Raw genomic sequence first — 18,889 nt, 5'->3', positions numbered from 1 at the left:
TTGTGCAAATTTAGTATAAATTAAACACATAAACACTGAGATTTATTAGTGTTTTTTTATGCAATTTTAAAAAACAATTAGGTTGATATCTCTGTGTTCTAAATTAAACCAATCGGCAATTGCTTTATTGGTTAACAAACCGTGATAACTATATATTCCGTTTTTTAAACCTCTATTGCAACGAATAGCACTCTCAATGCCTCCATCTTCTGCAATGTGTAGCAAGAAAGGTGAGATGATGTTACTAATCGACATAGAAGCCGTTTTAGAATAACGGGAAGGAATGTTTGGCACACAATAATGTATTACACCATTTTTAATAAAAGTTGGCTTTTCATGTGTAGTGACTTCTGAAGTTTCAAAACAACCGCCTGTATCGATGCTTACATCTACAATAACAGCGCCTTTTTTCATGTGCTCTACCATGGTTTCAGTAACTACGATAGGTGCACGGTTTTTACCTTTCATAGCTCCAATAGCTACATCACAACGACGTAAGGCTTTTAAAAGCGATTTTTCTTGTATAGTTGAAGTAAATATTCTTTGATTTAAAGTGTTTTGTAAACGACGTAATTTAGTAATCGAATTGTCAAATACTTTCACACTCGCACCTAATCCTAAAGCGGTTCTTGCGGCGTATTCTGCAACTGTTCCTGCTCCAATGATGACAACTTTTGTTGGCGGAACTCCAGTAATGTTTCCGAATAATAGCCCTTTTCCAATATTCTCACCAATCATTAATTCGGATGCGATTAAAATTGACGCTGTTCCTGCAATTTCTGATAGTGATTTTACAGCTGGATACGAACCATCTTCATCTTTTATGAATTCAAATGCTAAAGCGGTAATCCTTTTGGTAGCTAAAGCTTCAAAATATTCTTTTTTCTGTGTTTTTAATTGAATTGCTGAAATAACGATGGTTTGTGGATTCATCATTTCGATTTCGGCTAAAGTAGGTGGTTCTACTTTTAAAATCATCGGGCAACCTAACACTTTTTTGGTGTCTTGTGTTATTTCGGCACCTGCATCACTGTATTCTTTATCGGTATAACTTGAACTTTCTCCCGAACCAGATTCAATCATTACGCGGTGTCCATGAGAAACTAGTGAAGAAACGGCATCTGGTGTTAAACAAATACGACGTTCTTGGTAAGAGGTTTCTTTTGGAATTCCAATAAATAATTCGCTTTTATGTCGAGCAACTTCTAGCTTTTCTTCTTGAGGAAGTAATTGCGATTTTGAGAAAGGACTATAAATAGACATAGCGATTGTTTTTTGGTTGTGCCAATTTAGGAATTATTTTTAAATTAGGAAATAGAGATAAAAGAAAAGGATAAGAATCTTCTAATTCTTTAAAACCAATTCTCTTTTTCCATCTGCCATCACTTTTATTGAAATGCTAGCGTGGTCTATTGGAATTAAATTTGGCGTTTTTTCTGGCCATTCAATAAAGCACCAATTATCAGAATAAAAATATTCATCCAATCCCATATCATAACCTTCTTCTTCCGAATTCAATCGATACAAATCAAAATGATAGACGATTTCTCCTTCAAACGTTCTATATTCATTCACCAAAGAAAATGTTGGGCTACTTGAATTATCTTTTACCCCTAATTCTTTTACTAATTCTTTAATAAGAGTTGTTTTTCCAGCGCCCATTTGTGCGTGAAACGTAATGACTTTTTTTAATGAAGGCGTGGCTAATATTTGTTTGGCAACGTTTGTGATTTCGTCTAATGAAAAAATTATGGTCATATATTCTAAATTAACTGTACATTCAAACTTATTGCAACACTATTACCTTGGTTCTAAAACTAAAAACGGAATCACCATTTCTTCCAATGATATTCCTCCATGTTGATAGGTATTTCGGTAATAGCTCACGTAATGATTGTAGTTGTTTACGTATGCCAAAAATAAATCATTTTTTGCAAAAATGAACGAACTACTCATGTTTAACGCAGGTAAACCGATTGTTTTTGGGTCTTTTACTGCAAAAACATCCTTGTCTTCGTAGGTTAAACTTCTTCCTGTTTTGTAACGAAGGTTTAAACTGGTGTTTTTATCACCAATTACTTTTGATGGATTTTTACAATTTATGGTACCATGGTCTGTGGTTAAAATTAGTTTAAAGCCTTGTTGTTGTGCTTGTTGAATCATGTCTAATAGGGGAGAATTCTTAAACCAACTCACGGTTAATGAGCGATAGGCTTTATCGTTAGAAGCCAATTCTTTGACCACATCCATTTCAGTTTTTGCATGTGAAAGCATATCTACAAAGTTGTAAACAATAGTAGTCAAATCATTGTTTTTTAACGATTTGAAGTTGTCTGCAAGCTTTTTTCCTGAGGCAAAATTGGTTATTTTATAATATTCTTGCTTGATGTTTAATCCCAAACGTTTCAATTGTTCGGTTAAAAATTCGGCTTCAAATAAATTTTTTCCACCTTCATCTACATCATTTTTCCAATATTGCGGAAATTTCTTTTCCATTTCTAAAGGCGTTAAACCAGAGAAAATGGCATTACGTGCATATTGTGTAGCTGTTGGTAAAATAGAGAAGTAGCTCACTTCTTTTTCTAATTTGTAGTGATTATTTACGATACTTTCAAATGCTTTCCATTGATCATAACGCAAGTTATCAATTACTACAAATAGAATGGGTTTGTCTTTTTTACGGATTTCAGGCGCAACTAACTCACCAAAAATTTCATGAGAAAGTACTGGTTTGTCTGCTTTTGGAGTAAACCAATCTTCATAATTACGTTCGATAAATTTACCAAACTGTGCATTGGCTTCGGCTTTTTGACTTTCAAGAATTTCAACCATACTTTGGTCTTCTATATTTTCAAGTTGTAGTTCCCAAAACAATAGTTTTTTGTACAATTCAACCCAATCTTCATAGGAGCGCACCATAGCCATGTCCATTGCAATTTTGCGGAACTCTTTTTGATAATCCAAAGTAGTTTTCTCTGAAACCAATCGCGAATGGTCTAAATTCTTCTTCAAACTCAATAAAATCTGATTTGGATTCACGGGTTTTATCAAATAATCAGCAATTTTAGAACCGATAGCTTCTTCCATAATATATTCTTCTTCACTTTTTGTAATCATAATTACTGGAACTGAAGATTTTTTTTCTTTGATTTCTGCTAAGGTTTCTAAACCACTTAAACCTGGCATATTTTCATCTAAAAAAACAATGTCAAAGTTTTCGGTATCAAATAAATCAATGGCATCTTGGCCGTTGTTGCAAGTTGTTACATGGTAATTTTTCTTTTCTAAAAAAAGAATATGTGGTTTTAATAAATCAATTTCATCATCTACCCAAAGTATTTTTATCTGGCTCATTTCTTCTTAATTTGTGTGCAAGTTAGTACATTGTAAACGTTGAATGTATTAAGAAAAGTATAAAGTTTTAACTTATTTCCATAAAAAAATCCTGACAACATCAGGATTAAATTATCTTTTTAATAACTCTTAATTTATGGGTGTGTCGATTAACGTCTGCGTTATAGATTCCTAAATGGTCTAAACGATCAATTCGCACTTTTCCTGAAGCATGAATAATGTAATTATTTTCCATCATGATGCCTACGTGAATGATATTTCCTTCATCATTGTCAAAAAATGCTAAATCACCAGGCTCACTTTCCTCAATAAAACTCAAAGGTTCGCCTTGTGTAGCCTGTTGTGAAGCATCACGTAGTAGATGATAGCCGTTTAATTTGTAAATCATTTGGGTAAACCCAGAGCAATCAATTCCAAATGGCGATTTTCCACCCCATAAATAGGGCGCATTCAAATACATAAAAGCTGTTTTTACTAATTCCGATTTTGGTTTTTCACCGCAAACTTTCAAGCCTTCAAAACTGTATTTACTTGTGTTTATTTCTTCATTCTCTAAAAATGACAGAGAAGCACCTAAAGGAATTGGTGTTAATTGATTGTTTGGTGTTGTAATATATTCGATTAAATCGGCATTTAAAACACTTGGAGCTTCGTTTAAAAACAAATATTGTTCTTCGTTTATTGGCTGATATTGTTTGTTATCTATCCAGCCTACATAACCATCATAGGCCAATTCTACTTGTGCCCATTTAGCGGTAAGTTCAATAATTTTAAAGTGTTCGCCAAAGAGCAATTGCGAAACTTGCTCACTTCTGTCGCTGGCTTCGGCTCTAATAGGTACAATGGCTAAATTGCAAATTCCAAACATAGTTGGTTTAAATAAAAAATGATGAATTATGAATTCAATTACAAATGTAATTAAATTTCAAAATTCATCATTAGTAAAAGTTATAAATTATGCTCTTTCAATCACAATTGCAGAAGCACCACCACCACCATTACAAATTGCGGCCGCACCAATTTTTGCATTATTTTGATTTAAAACACTGATTAATGTTACGATAATACGCGCCCCTGAGCAACCAAGAGGATGACCTAAAGATACTGCACCACCGTTTACATTTATTTTAGAATTATCTAATCCTAAGATTTTTGCATTTGCTAATCCAACCACAGCAAAAGCTTCGTTGAATTCAAAGAAATCTACATCTGAAACAGATAAGCCAGCTTTTTCTAATGCTTTTGGTAATGCTTTTGCAGGTGCAGTTGTAAACCATTTTGGTTCTTGAGCCGCATCTGCGTATGATTTGATATAGGCTAATGGAGTTAATCCTAAAGCTTGTGCTTTTTCTTCGCTCATTAAAACTAATGCTGCAGCTCCGTCATTAATAGTAGAAGCATTTGCCGCTGTAACCGTACCCTCTTTGGTAAAAACGGGTGCTAAAGAAGGGATTTTATCTAATTTAACATTGGTATATTCTTCATCTTTTGTTACAACAATAGCATCACCTCTTCTTTGAGGAACTTCTACAGGGACAATTTCTGCATCAAATCTACCGGCTTCCCAAGCGGCTGCCGAACGTTCGTAAGACTGAATTGCGAAGTTATCTTGATCTTCTCTAGTGAAGTTATATTCTGATGCACATAAATCAGCACAAACACCCATTGCATTGTTGTCATAAGCATCAGTAAGTCCGTCTTTTTGCATGCCGTCTACTAAAGAAGTTGGTCCAAATTTTACACCATTTCTTAAGTGTACGTAATGAGGAATCAAACTCATGTTTTCCATTCCACCAGCAACCACAATTTCAGCATCACCCGCCATGATGGCTTGAGCACCTTGCATAACAGCTTTCATACCCGAAGCACAAACTTTATTTACAGTAGTACAAGCAACATTTTCAGATAAACCAGCATATAAAGCGGCTTGTCTTGCAGGAGCTTGACCGTTTCCGGCTTGAACTACATTACCCATTAATACTTCGTCAACAAGTTTTGGGTCTAAATTGATTTTATTTAAAGCACCTTTAATAGCAGCTGCTCCTAATTTTGTAGCAGGTACACTTGATAAAGCTCCCATAAAACTTCCAATTGGAGTTCTTACGGCAGAAACTATAACTACTTTTTTGCTCATGATTGTGATTTTTAATTTGAATTGCGAATTTACTAATTTTATTCTAATTTGGATAAAGAAAATATCATAATTCTAATAAAAAGGGGAAATGAAATTGGGTATTGATAATTTGAGAAAATGATTATAAAACAAAAAGGAAATACTGTTTTTGTAAAATAATTAAAATTATCTGTTTTTTTGGATAATGTTATTGTATTGAATATAAGCACTTTTAAGATTTATATTTAAAAATAAATAAAAAAAGTCTAATAATAGTTGTATATTAACGAATGAAAACATACATTTGCAACCGCAAAAAAGATAAGTTCTTGCAGAATTAAAGGAGAGGTGCCGGAGTGGTAACGGAGCAGATTGCTAATCTGTCGACGGGTAACCGTCGCCAGGGTTCGAGTCCCTGTCTCTCCGCTTTTTTTGTCTTCGGGGTGTAGCGTAGCCCGGTTATCGCGCCTGCTTTGGGAGCAGGAGGCCGCAGGTTCGAATCCTGCCACCCCGACAAAAATAAAATAGGTTGCGTAGCTCAGCTGGATAGAGCAACTCACTTCTAATGAGTAGGTCCCAGGTTCGAATCCTGGCGCGATCACAAAAAAGCCTTGCAAACGCAAGGCTTTTTTGTTTTTTATAGTTTCTTGATTATTTTTGGAATTTAGGTATATTTGAGAATGCTTAAAGGCTAAAAAATAATTTAAATGACAACTACAATTCAAGTATTAGTATTTATAATTTCATTTTCAAATTTATTTGGACAAAAAAATGGTACTATTAAAATAGATGATAATACTAGTATTTATTGGGAAATACAACAGTTTGATACTTCTAAACATACCTTTGAATATTGTTTAGAAAGTGATTTAAGATATTTGTGTAAAATTGACAAACAAGATTGGTTTGGTTCTGATAGAGGATTAGATTTTCCGAAAAATGAATTAAAGAAATTAGAATTAATTATAAGTCAAAAAAGAATTCCTTTAGAAACTAGTCAAATGTTTAACCCGAATTTTTCTGGAGCGCTTTTTGAATCACAATTCGAATTAAAAAGATTTAAAGATCATTATATTCTTTTTGCATTTTTTTCTGATGGAGCTGGAAGTTATTCTGCTCATTGGAAAATTGAAAATGGAAAATCGGAGCGAATTGTACTTTCTATTGAAGAAGAATTTTTTGAATGGCAATTGGAATAAAAGGCATTTTAGTTTTACTTGATATTTATACTAATTCACTCATGGAAGAACAATTTAACAAAACCATTATATCGAAAGCCATCACAGAAGATGCTAAAATTTTGACTGATATTACCAAAAAGTCAAAAGCGCATTGGGGTTATTCTAACGAACAAATGGAGAGTTGGTCTTCACAATTGACGATAGCCACAAATTACATTGGAACAAACGAAGTGTATAAATTGGTAATGAATGATTTGGTTGTTGGTTATTATTCTTATGTTATTTTAGAAGAAAATGTGGTTCAATTGGATAATTTATTCTTACTTCCTGAATATATAGGATTAGGATTGGGAACATTTTTAATGAGTGATTTTTTAGACAGATGTAAAGCTTTAAAATTTCAAAAAGTAGTTCTCGAAGCTGATCCAAACGCTGAGAATTTTTATAAAAAACACGGTTTCAAAACGATTGGACAAATAGACACCTCTATAAAAGATAGGTTTTTACCAATAATGGAACTCCATTTAGATTTGAAATAGAATTTTATTCACTCTATTTGTTAAGTGCAATAAATGATAACTGGTTGAATTTCAATTTTTAAGATAATATCATAATTAAATCCCTTCATATTTTCCCTCTTCGTCAATTAGATATATTTCCTCTAAAAACCATTTTTCATCTACTTTTATAAAATGATACTCATAATCTGATTCTAAATAGTCAAATTCTTTGTCTCTAAATTTTGTAGTAATTATGGCTTTGTTTTTTTTGATAACTTCTTTGATTATTTTTTCTTGATCAGGACAATGATTAGAATTGCTTCCATAAGATATTCCTTGATGGGTTTTACTTGATTGGCAATATTTTGAGATTAATTTTTTGTATTCAAGTTCTATTTTTTCATCATTGGTATTGGTTTGACTCAGATTATAAGCAAAATCATTCCATTTTTTATAGTCTTTTATGAATTCAATAGTAAGTTTAGAAGGATTGTTTAATTTACTTTCCTGTGACATTACATTAAAATTAAAAAGAAAACATACTAGAATTAGATAAATTACTCTCATAATTATAAATATTACTCCACACACTTCAAATATTCCATAAAATAGCGCGCTGGATTTGATTTTGTTTTTAACGTTTCTGATTCTAATTCGGCTTTTAAAACAAAATCTTTGGTTTCTCCTGCAAATTGAATACGCATTAACGCTATTGGACTATTTTTTAGCTCTTCGTAGTTGGTTTTTGTAAAATAGAAAAACGCATTTAAAATTCTAATGTTATTTTTAGTTGTAGCATCATAATTCAAATCGCTACAAATTTCTTCAAATGCATTGACTAATGTGATGATTTTTCCATTGTCTAATTGAATGAATACTTTTGAACTTTTGCCAAGACAATTGGTTGGTATAAAATCGTTACTTTTTTGGAGTAATTGCATATTTAAAATGGGAACTTCATCCTCATTTACAAGAGAAAAGAACAAGTAATCGCTTGAACTACCAAAAATTTTCTCGTGCATTAATTTTTGAGGCAACACTTTTAATGATGTTGAATCGGTTTTCTCTTCTATGTCGTAGGCGCAATCTTTGGTTTGTGCTAAGGCAAATACAGGAATAAAAAGCAAAAGGGCAAGTATCTTGTTCATGAATTTTAAATTTTTGTGCAAAGTAAAACTATTTTTTCGTTTTTTATGTTTGTGGTAAAAAAAGCAAACAATGTGCCACCATCACTAATTTTATATTTCTTTTTGATGTCTTCTACTTTTAACGGAAAATTTCGTGTTGTGACATTCATTTTTTGGTTTTGAATGTGTTTTTTTAAGTCGTTTTTTTGAAACGGAATTTCGTGCATAATTTCAAATCTTCTGCCTTGAAAATCTTTAATTTCATTAGCGGTGTATAGATGCGAATGTTGGTGCAATTTATCCAATGCAAATAGCTCGGAAATGGCTTCAAATCCACCCGTTTTCAATAATGAAGCATTGGGTTCATAAAGATATTTTTTGGGTAAACTATATGTTGCTTGGTAGTTTTTTGAAAGTTGGATTATTGTTGAAACGATTTGCTGTTTTTCAATATTAACTGCAATAATTTCGGGTTGATTCACAAATGATTTTTTGATTTTCCATAACAATTCTTTCACTTCATTTTCAACTGCTACAATATGAATCGAAGCAACGTTTTTTAATTCGTTTAAACCAGCTTGAATATCTAAAATGGGTGCAGTTTTGATTAAAATAGTGTCTGAATATTGATAATAAAAATCTTGTAAATCAACAACATTTGGTAAACAGTCGGCTAATAAAAACACTTTTCCTTTGGCATCATTTCGTCTTGAAGGATCTATATAAATGCAATCAAAATGTTGATTCAATTGTCTTAAAATATCGGCGCTATCGCCAGAAATACAAGTTATATTTTTGGTTTTTAATTGTTCGAAATTATGCTGTACAATTTTTGATAATTCTGAATTGATTTCACAATGAGTAACCATTTCAAATTGTTGTGCAAAGTAGTAATCATCAATGCCAAATCCGCCAGTACAATCGATTAAATTTTTGCCAGAAACCAACGAAGCTTTGTATTTTGCGGTAAGTTCTGAAGAAGTTTGTTCAATTGAAATTTTCTCAGGATAGATGATGTTTTTTGTTGAAAACCAAGTTGGTAATTTATCTTTTGCTTTCTTTTTGGAAACTATTTGATGGATGATTTCGGTATAATTTATTGCTGGGAATGGGTTTTTCTTTAACGCTAATTTTGCGCTATCAGAGCCTAAGTTATCTGCAATAAAATCTTGGATTTCAATATGTAAAAGTTGTTCAATATTCAAAACTACAAGTTTTTTGTAAGTGCTTTAATGAATTTATTGTCTGGCAAAAATTCTTTTCCAATGACTTTCAATGAGGTATAAAATGGCACAGCGATAATCATTCCTGTGATTCCAAATAAAATACCAGCAATTAAAATCACTAAGAAAATTTCCAAAGGATGCGAATTTGTGCTTTTCGAAAAAATAAGTGGAGAACTAAAATTGTTGTCAATTACTTGTACTAACGACATTCCTATTAAAACATAAATTGCTGTTGGAAGTGTTTCGCTGGCAAAATCAGCACCAGAACCAATTCCGCTAGTCATAATTAATAAACTAGCAACTACAGAAGCAATTAAAGGACCAACATAGGGTACAATGTTAAAAATAGCGCACAATAAGGCAATTATAATAGCATTTTCTACGCCAAAAATGATAAACACAATTAGGTATAAAAGCATGATAATAGTCAATTGTAGCAATAATCCAAGAAAATAACGCGATAATAATCTGTTAATATCATGAATTGAGTTCAATACTTTTTCTTTTTGACTTTCGGGTAATAATCTTTTGAATTTAAGGTATAAAACATCTTTTTCTTTTAAAAGGAAGAATGTAATAAAAAGCACTGAAGCAAATCCCATACTAAAGTTTCCTAACGTACTTAAAAAACTATTTAAAAAGTTCGGAATAAATTCAAAAGTTGCAAAAGAGGACAATTTACTACTTTGAATAAGTTGTTTGGTATTGATATTATATGCGTCTAAAAAAACGGTAATATTTTCTAAAAGTAAATGATAATTTTTTTCTAATGAGCTAATATCCAATAACGACAAGTTTTCTCCTTGTGCCAGTAAAAGCGGTACAAAAAGCAATACAAATCCTGAAATTACAAGAAAAGCGATTAGTAATGAGGTGATAACCGCTAATGTGTTTTTAAATTTGAATTTTGTTTTTAAAAAAGTCACTAAAGGATTCAATAATAAAGAAATAACGATCGCTATCACACAGTAGATAATAACGGTTGCTATTTGATAAAGAAAAAATAATGCTAAACCGGTTGCAATTAATAGAGCAACAGCTTTTACAATTCCGAGGGATATATCTTTTGAAGTCATTATTTTTATTTTTGCTAAAATAAAAAAAACTCGCCAATAAATAGCGAGTTTTCTCAAATAACAATTAATTAAAATTAAGGCTGTGCAAAAGAATTTCTTGCACCACCAGAAGCAAAAATGGATAACATTCTACTTTTTTGACCGTTTGAAAACATATACATACCAGCATCATCTGTGTAATCCATGTAATTCATAGTCATTTCGATTGGATTTCCTGAGCAAGTTGAATAATGTGGAAATGCAGGAATACCATAATTAGCAGTATTGTGAGTTGGAGTATCAGCTACTAAATCGCTTCCGCAAGTAGCATCCCCCCAGATGTGTCTTAAGTTCATCCAGTGACCTACTTCGTGAGTTGCTGTTCTTCCTTTGTTAAAAGGAGCTGTGGCAGTACCAGTTGTTCCTAAATATTTAGAGTCTACAACAACACCATCAGTTGCAGAAGAGCCTCCTGGGAATTGTGCATAACCTAAAATTCCACCTCCAATTGTACAAACCCAAAGGTTTAATTTCGTTGTTGGTGAAGTAGGAGCAATCCCTTTTTGAGCTGTTTTTTTCATAGCATCTCTTGTTCCCCATGACGATTTATTAACGTATTTTCGGTTAACAGCATCTAGTACAAAAGAGATTCCAACATTTGCTTTTACGCCAGAAAATGTTGCAGGAACTTGATTAAAATCGGAATTAGTTGCATTGAAATCTTTATTTAAAACGTCTATTTGTGATTGAATTTGAGCAAGTGAAATGTTTTCAGCACTTGTGCGGTATAATACATTTACTACGACCGGAATTTGAATTTGTCCGTTTACTAATTTGCCAGTTCTTATCGCTTCAGATGTGAATTCTTCAATCTGTTGCATTCTTTCTGCCAATTTTGGATCTTGTCTCATTTGTTCTTCATGAACTTCATGAGAAGCACAACCTCTGTGGTCATGAATTAATTGTGATTTTCCTTCAGCAGTTGTTGATGTTTCATCATTACTACAAGAAAATAAAAATAGTAGGGCGAATGCGGATAAAAAGATTTTTTTCATAAAATAAAAATTAAGTTAGTTAATTTGGTTGTTGAACAAATATCAGCGCTATTAATTTTTATTTTTTTACAGTAAATCAAAGTTTCTGCAAAAAGGAGTCATTAATTTTAAAAACCTATAAATGTTCATTCCAAAAATAAATAATTTTGTAGAATAACTGTTACAGATTTTCTGTACATTTTATATTTTTTTTTCCAGTGTTTGTTGAGATTGTTAAAAATATAAAAGAATTTTTCAATAAAAATGATAAATAAATATGAATTTATCAGTATTAAAAAATCAATTTTTAAAAACGTAGTTGATGATATTGGCACCCATTTTAAGCGCTTTTTCTCTAACATATTGCGGATTATTGTGTACTTCTGTATCTTCCCAACCGTCACCTAAATCGGTTTCATAGGTATATAGGAGCACAATTCTTTCTTCAATGAATATCCCAAAAGCTTGAGGCTTTTTGTTGTCGTGCTCGTGAATTTTTGGTAATCCACTAGGAAAAGAATAAGGTTCCTGAAAAATTTGATGATTTGAAGGAATTTCGGTCAATGGATTATCTGGAAAGATTTTTTTGATTTCTTTTCTTATGTACTCGTCCATTCCATAATTATCATCAATATGTAAAAATCCTCCAGAAGTAAGATAATTTTTAAGATTTATAACATCATTTGCACTAAAAACCACATTTCCATGCCCTGTCATGTGTATAAAAGGGTATGAAAAAATTTCTGCACTACCAACTTCAACTGTAGCTACTTTTGAATTGATTGTGGTATTTATGTTTTGATTACAGAATTTGACCAAATTAGGTAAAGAAGTTGGATTTGCATACCAATCGCCACCACCAGCATATTTAGCAACGGCAACTTCTTGGGTATATCCCAAATTCCATAGCAACAAAATTCCAATTAAAAATAATTTATTCATTCAGTAATGCAATTGTATGGCAAGCAACTAATGCTGCGGTTTCTGTTCGTAATCTTGTGTTTCCCAAAGTTACAGGAATAAATTGATTGGCAATAGCTAAATTAATTTCTTTTGTAGAAAAATCACCTTCTGGACCAATTAAAATAGTCACTTTTTTATTTTTAGTTATTTCTTTTTGAAACGATTTTTTGTCGGTTTCTTCACAATGCGCAATAAATTTTTGTCCGTCGATATTCGATTTAACAAATTGCGATAGCGAAATAGGCTCGTTTATTTTTGGTAAATAATAATGCAATGATTGCTTCATTGCGGCTTGAATAATTTTTTCGGCTCGATCAATTTTATATACTTTTCGTTCTGAATGATCGCAAATAATTGGCGTAATTTCGTGAATACCAATTTCAGTAGCTTTTTCTAAAAACCATTCCAATCGGTCGTTCATTTTGGTAGGAGCAACGGCAATGTGCGTGTAAAAACTATCGGGTTTTTGAAAGGTTTCTTTTGTGATTTTTACTTCACATTTTTTTTCGGAAGCAAGCATAATTTCCGATTCAAATAAGTAACCTAATCCATTTGTAATGAATATTTTATCGCTTTCTTTTTTGCGTAATACTTTAACAATATGTTTGCTTTCCTCTTTATCAAAAAAGAAGTTAGAATCACCATTTTTTATTTCAGAATTATAGAATAGTTGCATAGTTTTAAAATTCAATTCGTGCTTTAGAAACCACATCAGCATCGCTAAAATTTTCTTCTAGAAAATTATAATAGCCTACAATTCCAATCATTGCAGCGTTATCTGTTGTGTATTCAAATTTAGGAATATACGTTTTCCAGCCGTATTTTTTTTCAGCTTCTTTTAAGGTAGTTCTAATTCCAGAATTTGCAGAAACGCCACCACCAATTGCAATTTGCTTAATGCCAGTTTCTGCAACGGCTAATTTTAATTTGTCCATCAAAATTTCAATAATCGTATATTGAATAGAAGCACAAATATCGGCTTTGTTTTCTTCTACAAAATTTGGATTTATCGCAACATTTTTCTGTATAAAATACAAAATTTGGGTTTTTAATCCACTAAAACTAAAGTTCAATCCTGGAACTTTTGGTTTGGTAAACGGAAATGCTTTTGGGTTGCCTTCTTGCGCAAATTTATCCACTAAAGGGCCACCTGGATAAGGAAGTCCTAAAATTTTTGCACTTTTATCAAATGCTTCTCCAACGGCATCATCTGTGGTTTCACCTATGATTTCCATTTCAAAAAAGCTCGTCACTTTTACAATTTGGGTGTGTCCGCCCGAAATAGTCAAGGCTAAAAACGGAAATGTGGGTTTATCATAACCTTCTTCGGTAATAAAATGTGCCAAAATATGCGCTTTCATATGATTAATTGCAATCAAAGGAATGTTCAACGCCATGCTCATTGATTTAGCAAATGAACCACCAACTAATAATGAACCCATTAATCCTGGACCTTGTGTAAATGCGATACAATTTAAATCTTCTTTTGTAATTCCAGCTTTTTTAATGGCAACATCTACTACGGGAACTATATTTTGTTGATGGGCTCTCGAAGCTAATTCGGGAACGACACCGCCATATTCTTCATGAATAGCTTGTCGAGCTACAATATTTGATAGTACAACATCGTTACAAAGTATGGCTGCAGACGTGTCATCACACGAACTTTCTATTGCTAAAGTATATATTTTTTTATCTAACATTTTAGGCACGAAATTTGAATTAAAGATATAGTAAAATATACTACAAAAATCCTTATTTTTGTTGGGTTAATCCCAAAAGGATTAAATTGTTGCAAATTTAAAACAAAAGAACGTATCAAAAAATTTAAAAAAATACTATTTCGTTCCTTACTAGGAATTTTGTTGTTACTGCTCTTATTGAGTGTGCTTTTGTCGTTGCCATCGGTTCAAACTTATTTGGGTAAATATGCTACTGAAGAGATCAACACATCTTTTGGAACCAATCTTTCTATTGGTACAGTTGCAATCACTCCTTTTGGAAGTGTTAAACTTGGAGAAGTTCTTGTTTTAGACCATCATAAAGACACTTTGTTCTACATAAAAAAGCTAAATACTTCAATTTTAAGTTTTAAGAAGATTTACAATCCTGGACATCCTTATTTGAAAAATGTGGTGATGCATGGATTAGATGCGCGAATTGTAAATTATAAAAATGAAGATTACACTAATTTAGATAAGTTTATTGAAGCTTTTGATGATGGTTCACCTTCTTCAGGAAAATTCCGAATGAAAGCTAATAAAATGACCCTTTTTAATAGTCGTTTTAGATATATTGATGAAAACTTGAAATCGCCAAAAGTTTTGGATTTCACTAATCTTAATGCGAATATTGAGGACTTTTTCATAAAAGGAGCCAATGTTACTACTTTTATTGATCAACTAACTTTTAAAGACCACAGAGGTTTAGAAGTGAAAAAGTTAACGGCAGATTTTACCTATACCAAAAAAAATATTTTATTAGAACAATTGGCAATGAATACGCCAAATTCTGAAATGAAAGGTAGGGTTGAGTTAAAATATGATCGAAAAGATTTTTCAGATTTTAATAATAAAGTGGTTTTTGATGTTCAGTTTGATAAAGCAGCAATTGCTTCAAATGATTTAAACTTTTTTTATAATGAATTTGGTAAAAATAATGTTTTCTATGTTGATACGCATTTAATTGGAACATTAAATAATTTTACCACTCATTATCTGAAATTAACGGATAAGAATCAGTCGGAAATTATTGGTAAGGCTAATTTTCAAAATCTTTTTGGAAAAGGAGACCAAGAATTCTACATGAAAGGTAGTTTTGATAGAATTACTTCAGACTACAATGCTTTAAAATCTATTATGCCAAGAGTTTTAGGTAAAAATTTGCCATCGGTGTTAGCTAAACTTGGTCGTGTTGATTTAAATGGTGATGTAGAACTCACTCAAAAATATATCAATGCAAATGTTTATTTATTATCAAAATTAGGGATTGTAGATGGCGATTTAGCGATTCAAAACATTGATAATATTGATAATGCTTCTTATCAAGGAAATATTAAATTAGATAATTTTGATTTAGGAGCGTTGCTTTCACAAGAGGATTTAGGTAAAACTTCGCTTGATTTAGATGTAGATGGAAAAGGATTTACTCAAAAATTATTAAATACTTCAATTGTTGGAACTATAAATAAGTTTTATTATAATGGATATAGTTATCAAAATGTAACGGTTGATGGTAGCATGAAAATGCCCTACTATAAAGGCTATTTTAATAGTAATGATCCTAACTTAAAAATGGATTTTGATGGCGTAATTGATTTGAGCGACAAAGCAAATAATTATGATTTTAAAGCCCAAATTGATTATGCTGATTTACATATTTTAAACATTTACAGAAAAGATTCAATAGCAATTTTTAAAGGAAATATTAATTTTAAAGCTAAAGGGAATTCAATAGATGATTTAGCGGGAAAACTTGAAATTAACGATGTTTCTTATCAAAACAGTAAAGATTATTATTTCTTTGATGATTTTGAAATTAACTCCACATTTGATGCAACGAATGTAAGGACAATAACAGTAAATTCACCTGACATTATCAGTGGTGAAGTAATAGGAAAATACAAAGTAAAAGAAGTCGGTAAAATTGTAGAAAATGCATTAGGAAGTTTGTACGCAAACTATTCGCCTAATAAGTTAGGAAAAGATCAGTTTTTACATTTTGATTTTACGATTTATGATAAAATTGTTGAAGTGTTTATTCCAGAAGTAAAAATTTCAGAAAATACTCGCTTTAAGGGTAAAATAAATGCTGATGAAGGTAAATTTGAATTGGATTTTACATCGCCAAATATTATAGCATTTGAAAATCAAATTCAAAATGTAAAAATTGATATTGACAACAAAAATCCGTTATATAATACCTATATTTCAGTTGATACCATAAAAAATAAAAACTATAAAATTGCAGATTTTAACTTGATTAACTTAACACTTAATGATACTTTATTTGTACGTTCAGAGTTCAAAGGAGGCAATCAAAGTCAGGATAGTTATGATCTAAATTTATATCATACAATTGATGAACTCAAGCAATCAGTGGTAGGATTCAAAAAATCGGAAGTTAAATTTAAAGAATATACGTGGTTTATCAACGAAAATGAAAGCAATGATAATAAAATTGTGTTTGATAAGTTCATGAATAACTTTGATTTTCAAAAAATCAGTTTATCACACAACAACCAAAAAATGGACTTTTTTGGAACCATGCGCGATTCTACTTTTAAAGATTTTCAACTTACATTTAATGATGTAGACTTAAAAAAAGTAACACCTTCATTGGATAGCTTGTCATTTGGTGGTAAACTAAATGGAAATGTGAAATACAAACAGGATAAAAATGTTTATGATCCTCAATCAAGTGTTACAATTGATAGTCTTGAAATCAATCGTATTTTAATAGGTGATTTAAATTTTGACATTGAAGGAAATGAAAATTTTAATCAATTTAAAATTGCTTCCACGCTAAAACAAGATGGAAATGAACGTTTCTATTTAGACGGAGCAGTAAATTTTGTTGGACAGCAATCAAGTTTGGCATTAGAAGCGGGTTTTGATAAATTCGATTTAGCACCTTTTGGACCATTATTAGGAAGTGTACTTTCAGATGTTAGAGGAAATGCTACCGGAAGAGCCACTATCGCAGGAACATTATCTGATCCAGAAATTGATGGAAGGTTGTATTTGAACGATGCAGGAATGCGTGTACCCTATCTTAACGTTGATTATGCCTTTGAAAAAAATGCAATAATTGATCTTACGGAACATCAATTTAGTTTCAGAAAAATTGAAGTTTCGGATACAAAATATGACACGAAAGGTATTTTAGACGGAAGTATTCGCCATAAAAAATTTAGTGATTGGCAATTAGATTTACATTTAGATTCTAACAATATTTTAGCATTAGATACTGAGGATAGTGAAGACACACCTTATTATGGAACAGCATTTATGAAAGGTAAAGCTAGTATTACTGGGAGTATAAATGCTTTAAATATAAAAGTTGCAGGTGAATCTGAAAAAGGAACATCAATTAAAATCCCTGTAAATGATAGCGAAGATATTGGTGATAATTCCTTTATTAAGTTTATGACAGTAGAGGAATATCAAAAAATAAAACAAGGAAAAGTTGTAGAAAATAACAAATATCAAGGAATAGAATTGGAATTCGATTTTGACATCGACCAAGATGCAAATATTGAAATTATTCTTGATCGATCATCTGGTCATGCTATGAAAGGTTCGGGTGTTGGATCTATGCAAATGAATATCAATACGTTAGGGAAATTTGAAATGACAGGTGACTTTATTGTACAAGAAGGGGAATATAATTTTATGTATGGCGGCTTAATTGATAAAAAGTTTAAAGTAGAAAAAGGAGGTACGATTCGCTGGGATGGTGATCCAATGAATGCTGTTTTAGATTTAGTTGCTACTTATAAAACCACTGCTAATCCTGCGGTATTGCTAGAAAGCGCTTCTTTTAATAGAAAAGTAGATACCAACGTTTCTATTTTGTTGAACGGTAATTTAAGCAATCCTGAACCTGATTTTAATATCGATTTCCCAAATGTAAGTTCGGTTTTAAAAAGTGAAATTGATTATAAATTACAAGATAAAGATGCCCGACAAACACAAGCTTTTGCATTATTAGCAACTGGGTCATTCGTGACTTCAGAAACGGCTGGAAATGCGGCTTATGGACCGTTATTTGAAAGAGCCAATTCGTTAATCAATAGCTTGTTTGCTGATGAAGATAGCAAGTTACAACTTGGAGTGGATTACAATCAAGGTGATCGACTAAATGAAATTTCTGATAGGGTTGGAGTTACCATGAGTACTCAAATTAATGACAGAATATCAATCAATGGAAAAGTTGGAGTTCCTGTAGGCGGTGTAACTGAATCTGTAATTGTAGGAAATGTAGAAATTTTGATGCAACTAAATGATGATGGAACATTGAATGCACACGTATTTAATCGGGAAAATGACATCAATTATATTGGAGAAGGTATTGGTTATACTCAAGGTTTAGGACTAACCTATAATGTAGAGTTTGATACATTTAAAGAAATGATTCGTAAAATATTTACCCGTAAAAAAGACCAATCAGATACCTCTAATTCAAATGATGAAGCACCAGATTCAGATTTCCCACCAGAATATTTAGAGTACATAAATGACAGAAAACCTAAAAAGGTTGAGACTCCAAAAACGGAACCTCTAAAAGTTCCAGAATTAGAATAATTCTTCAATTTTTAGCAAGAAAAATAAAAAG

General features: G+C 31.6%; 16 protein-coding genes and 3 tRNA genes. 6 read left to right on the top strand and 13 right to left on the bottom strand.

Features of this window, described 5'->3' with window-relative positions; translation table 11 throughout:
* Positions 1-66: 66 nt before the first annotated feature.
* The 5 genes from OLM52_RS05425 to OLM52_RS05405 all read right to left on the bottom strand — a co-directional run bounded on the left by OLM52_RS05425 (position 67) and on the right by OLM52_RS05405 (position 5,488).
* Positions 67-1,263, bottom strand: a complete 1,197-nt coding sequence (locus OLM52_RS05425; protein ID WP_264550121.1) for an alanine dehydrogenase — start codon at positions 1,261-1,263, stop codon at positions 67-69.
* A gap of 81 nt (positions 1,264-1,344) precedes the next feature.
* Positions 1,345-1,758, bottom strand: a complete 414-nt coding sequence (tsaE, locus tag OLM52_RS05420) for a tRNA (adenosine(37)-N6)-threonylcarbamoyltransferase complex ATPase subunit type 1 TsaE (RefSeq protein WP_264550120.1) — start codon at positions 1,756-1,758, stop codon at positions 1,345-1,347.
* Between the two features lie 42 nt (positions 1,759-1,800).
* The gene (locus OLM52_RS05415; RefSeq protein WP_264550119.1) at positions 1,801-3,354 is read right to left on the bottom strand and encodes a bifunctional response regulator/alkaline phosphatase family protein; all 1,554 of its coding nucleotides are present in this window, start codon (positions 3,352-3,354) and stop codon (positions 1,801-1,803) included.
* Positions 3,355-3,460: 106 nt separating this feature from the next.
* Positions 3,461-4,222, bottom strand: coding sequence for a C40 family peptidase (locus tag OLM52_RS05410; protein ID WP_264550118.1), 762 nt, complete (start codon positions 4,220-4,222; stop codon positions 3,461-3,463).
* Between the two features lie 87 nt (positions 4,223-4,309).
* Entirely contained in the window at positions 4,310-5,488 is a 1,179-nt protein-coding gene (locus OLM52_RS05405) for an acetyl-CoA C-acyltransferase (RefSeq protein ID WP_264550117.1), read from the bottom strand.
* 321 nt (positions 5,489-5,809) lie between these two features.
* On the opposite strand from OLM52_RS05405, the gene OLM52_RS05400 reads away from it, so the two are divergent.
* From OLM52_RS05400 to OLM52_RS05380, 5 genes are all read left to right on the top strand, one after another.
* Positions 5,810-5,893, top strand: a tRNA-Ser gene (locus tag OLM52_RS05400).
* A gap of 13 nt (positions 5,894-5,906) precedes the next feature.
* A tRNA-Pro gene (locus tag OLM52_RS05395) sits at positions 5,907-5,981 on the top strand.
* 13 nt (positions 5,982-5,994) lie between these two features.
* Positions 5,995-6,068, top strand: a tRNA-Arg gene (locus OLM52_RS05390).
* A gap of 106 nt (positions 6,069-6,174) precedes the next feature.
* Positions 6,175-6,666 carry a hypothetical protein gene (locus OLM52_RS05385; RefSeq protein ID WP_264550116.1) on the top strand — a complete coding sequence of 164 codons (492 nt, stop codon included), beginning with the start codon at positions 6,175-6,177 and terminating at the stop codon, positions 6,664-6,666.
* A complete protein-coding gene (locus OLM52_RS05380; RefSeq protein WP_264550115.1) occupies positions 6,651-7,187 on the top strand; it encodes a GNAT family N-acetyltransferase in 537 nt (178 codons plus the stop codon). The genes OLM52_RS05385 and OLM52_RS05380 overlap by 16 nt, the downstream gene beginning before the upstream one ends.
* A 75-nt stretch (positions 7,188-7,262) precedes the next feature.
* Here OLM52_RS05380 and OLM52_RS05375 read toward each other — a convergent pair whose 3' ends face one another.
* The 8 genes from OLM52_RS05375 to tsaD all read right to left on the bottom strand — a co-directional run bounded on the left by OLM52_RS05375 (position 7,263) and on the right by tsaD (position 14,256).
* On the bottom strand, positions 7,263-7,664 hold the full coding sequence (locus OLM52_RS05375) for a RhsIA family immunity protein (protein WP_264550114.1): 402 nt from the start codon (positions 7,662-7,664) through the stop codon (positions 7,263-7,265).
* 62 nt (positions 7,665-7,726) lie between these two features.
* Positions 7,727-8,296 (bottom strand): hypothetical protein, encoded by a 570-nt coding sequence (locus OLM52_RS05370; RefSeq protein WP_264550113.1) that lies wholly within the window; start codon positions 8,294-8,296, stop codon positions 7,727-7,729.
* A 5-nt stretch (positions 8,297-8,301) separates the two neighbouring features.
* A complete protein-coding gene (locus tag OLM52_RS05365) occupies positions 8,302-9,480 on the bottom strand; it encodes a class I SAM-dependent methyltransferase (RefSeq protein WP_264550112.1) in 1,179 nt (392 codons plus the stop codon).
* Between the two features lie 2 nt (positions 9,481-9,482).
* Positions 9,483-10,577 (bottom strand): AI-2E family transporter, encoded by a 1,095-nt coding sequence (locus OLM52_RS05360; protein WP_264550111.1) that lies wholly within the window; start codon positions 10,575-10,577, stop codon positions 9,483-9,485.
* Positions 10,578-10,651: 74 nt separating this feature from the next.
* A complete protein-coding gene (locus OLM52_RS05355) occupies positions 10,652-11,611 on the bottom strand; it encodes a zinc metalloprotease (protein ID WP_264550110.1) in 960 nt (319 codons plus the stop codon).
* Between the two features lie 279 nt (positions 11,612-11,890).
* Entirely contained in the window at positions 11,891-12,532 is a 642-nt protein-coding gene (locus OLM52_RS05350; protein WP_264550109.1) for a DUF4159 domain-containing protein, read from the bottom strand.
* Entirely contained in the window at positions 12,525-13,229 is a 705-nt protein-coding gene (locus OLM52_RS05345) for a 16S rRNA (uracil(1498)-N(3))-methyltransferase (protein ID WP_264550108.1), read from the bottom strand. The genes OLM52_RS05350 and OLM52_RS05345 overlap by 8 nt, the downstream gene beginning before the upstream one ends.
* 4 nt (positions 13,230-13,233) lie before the next feature.
* The gene (gene tsaD, locus OLM52_RS05340) at positions 13,234-14,256 is read right to left on the bottom strand and encodes a tRNA (adenosine(37)-N6)-threonylcarbamoyltransferase complex transferase subunit TsaD (protein ID WP_264550107.1); all 1,023 of its coding nucleotides are present in this window, start codon (positions 14,254-14,256) and stop codon (positions 13,234-13,236) included.
* Positions 14,257-14,415: 159 nt separating this feature from the next.
* Between tsaD and OLM52_RS05335 the strand changes: the two genes are divergently transcribed.
* Positions 14,416-18,858 carry a translocation/assembly module TamB domain-containing protein gene (locus tag OLM52_RS05335; protein ID WP_264550106.1) on the top strand — a complete coding sequence of 1,481 codons (4,443 nt, stop codon included), beginning with the start codon at positions 14,416-14,418 and terminating at the stop codon, positions 18,856-18,858.
* Positions 18,859-18,889: the final 31 nt, after the last annotated feature.

The organism is Flavobacterium sp. N2820 (assembly GCF_025947285.1).
Lineage (GTDB): Bacteria > Bacteroidota > Bacteroidia > Flavobacteriales > Flavobacteriaceae > Flavobacterium.
This window is presented reverse-complemented; position numbering and strand designations above follow the sequence as displayed.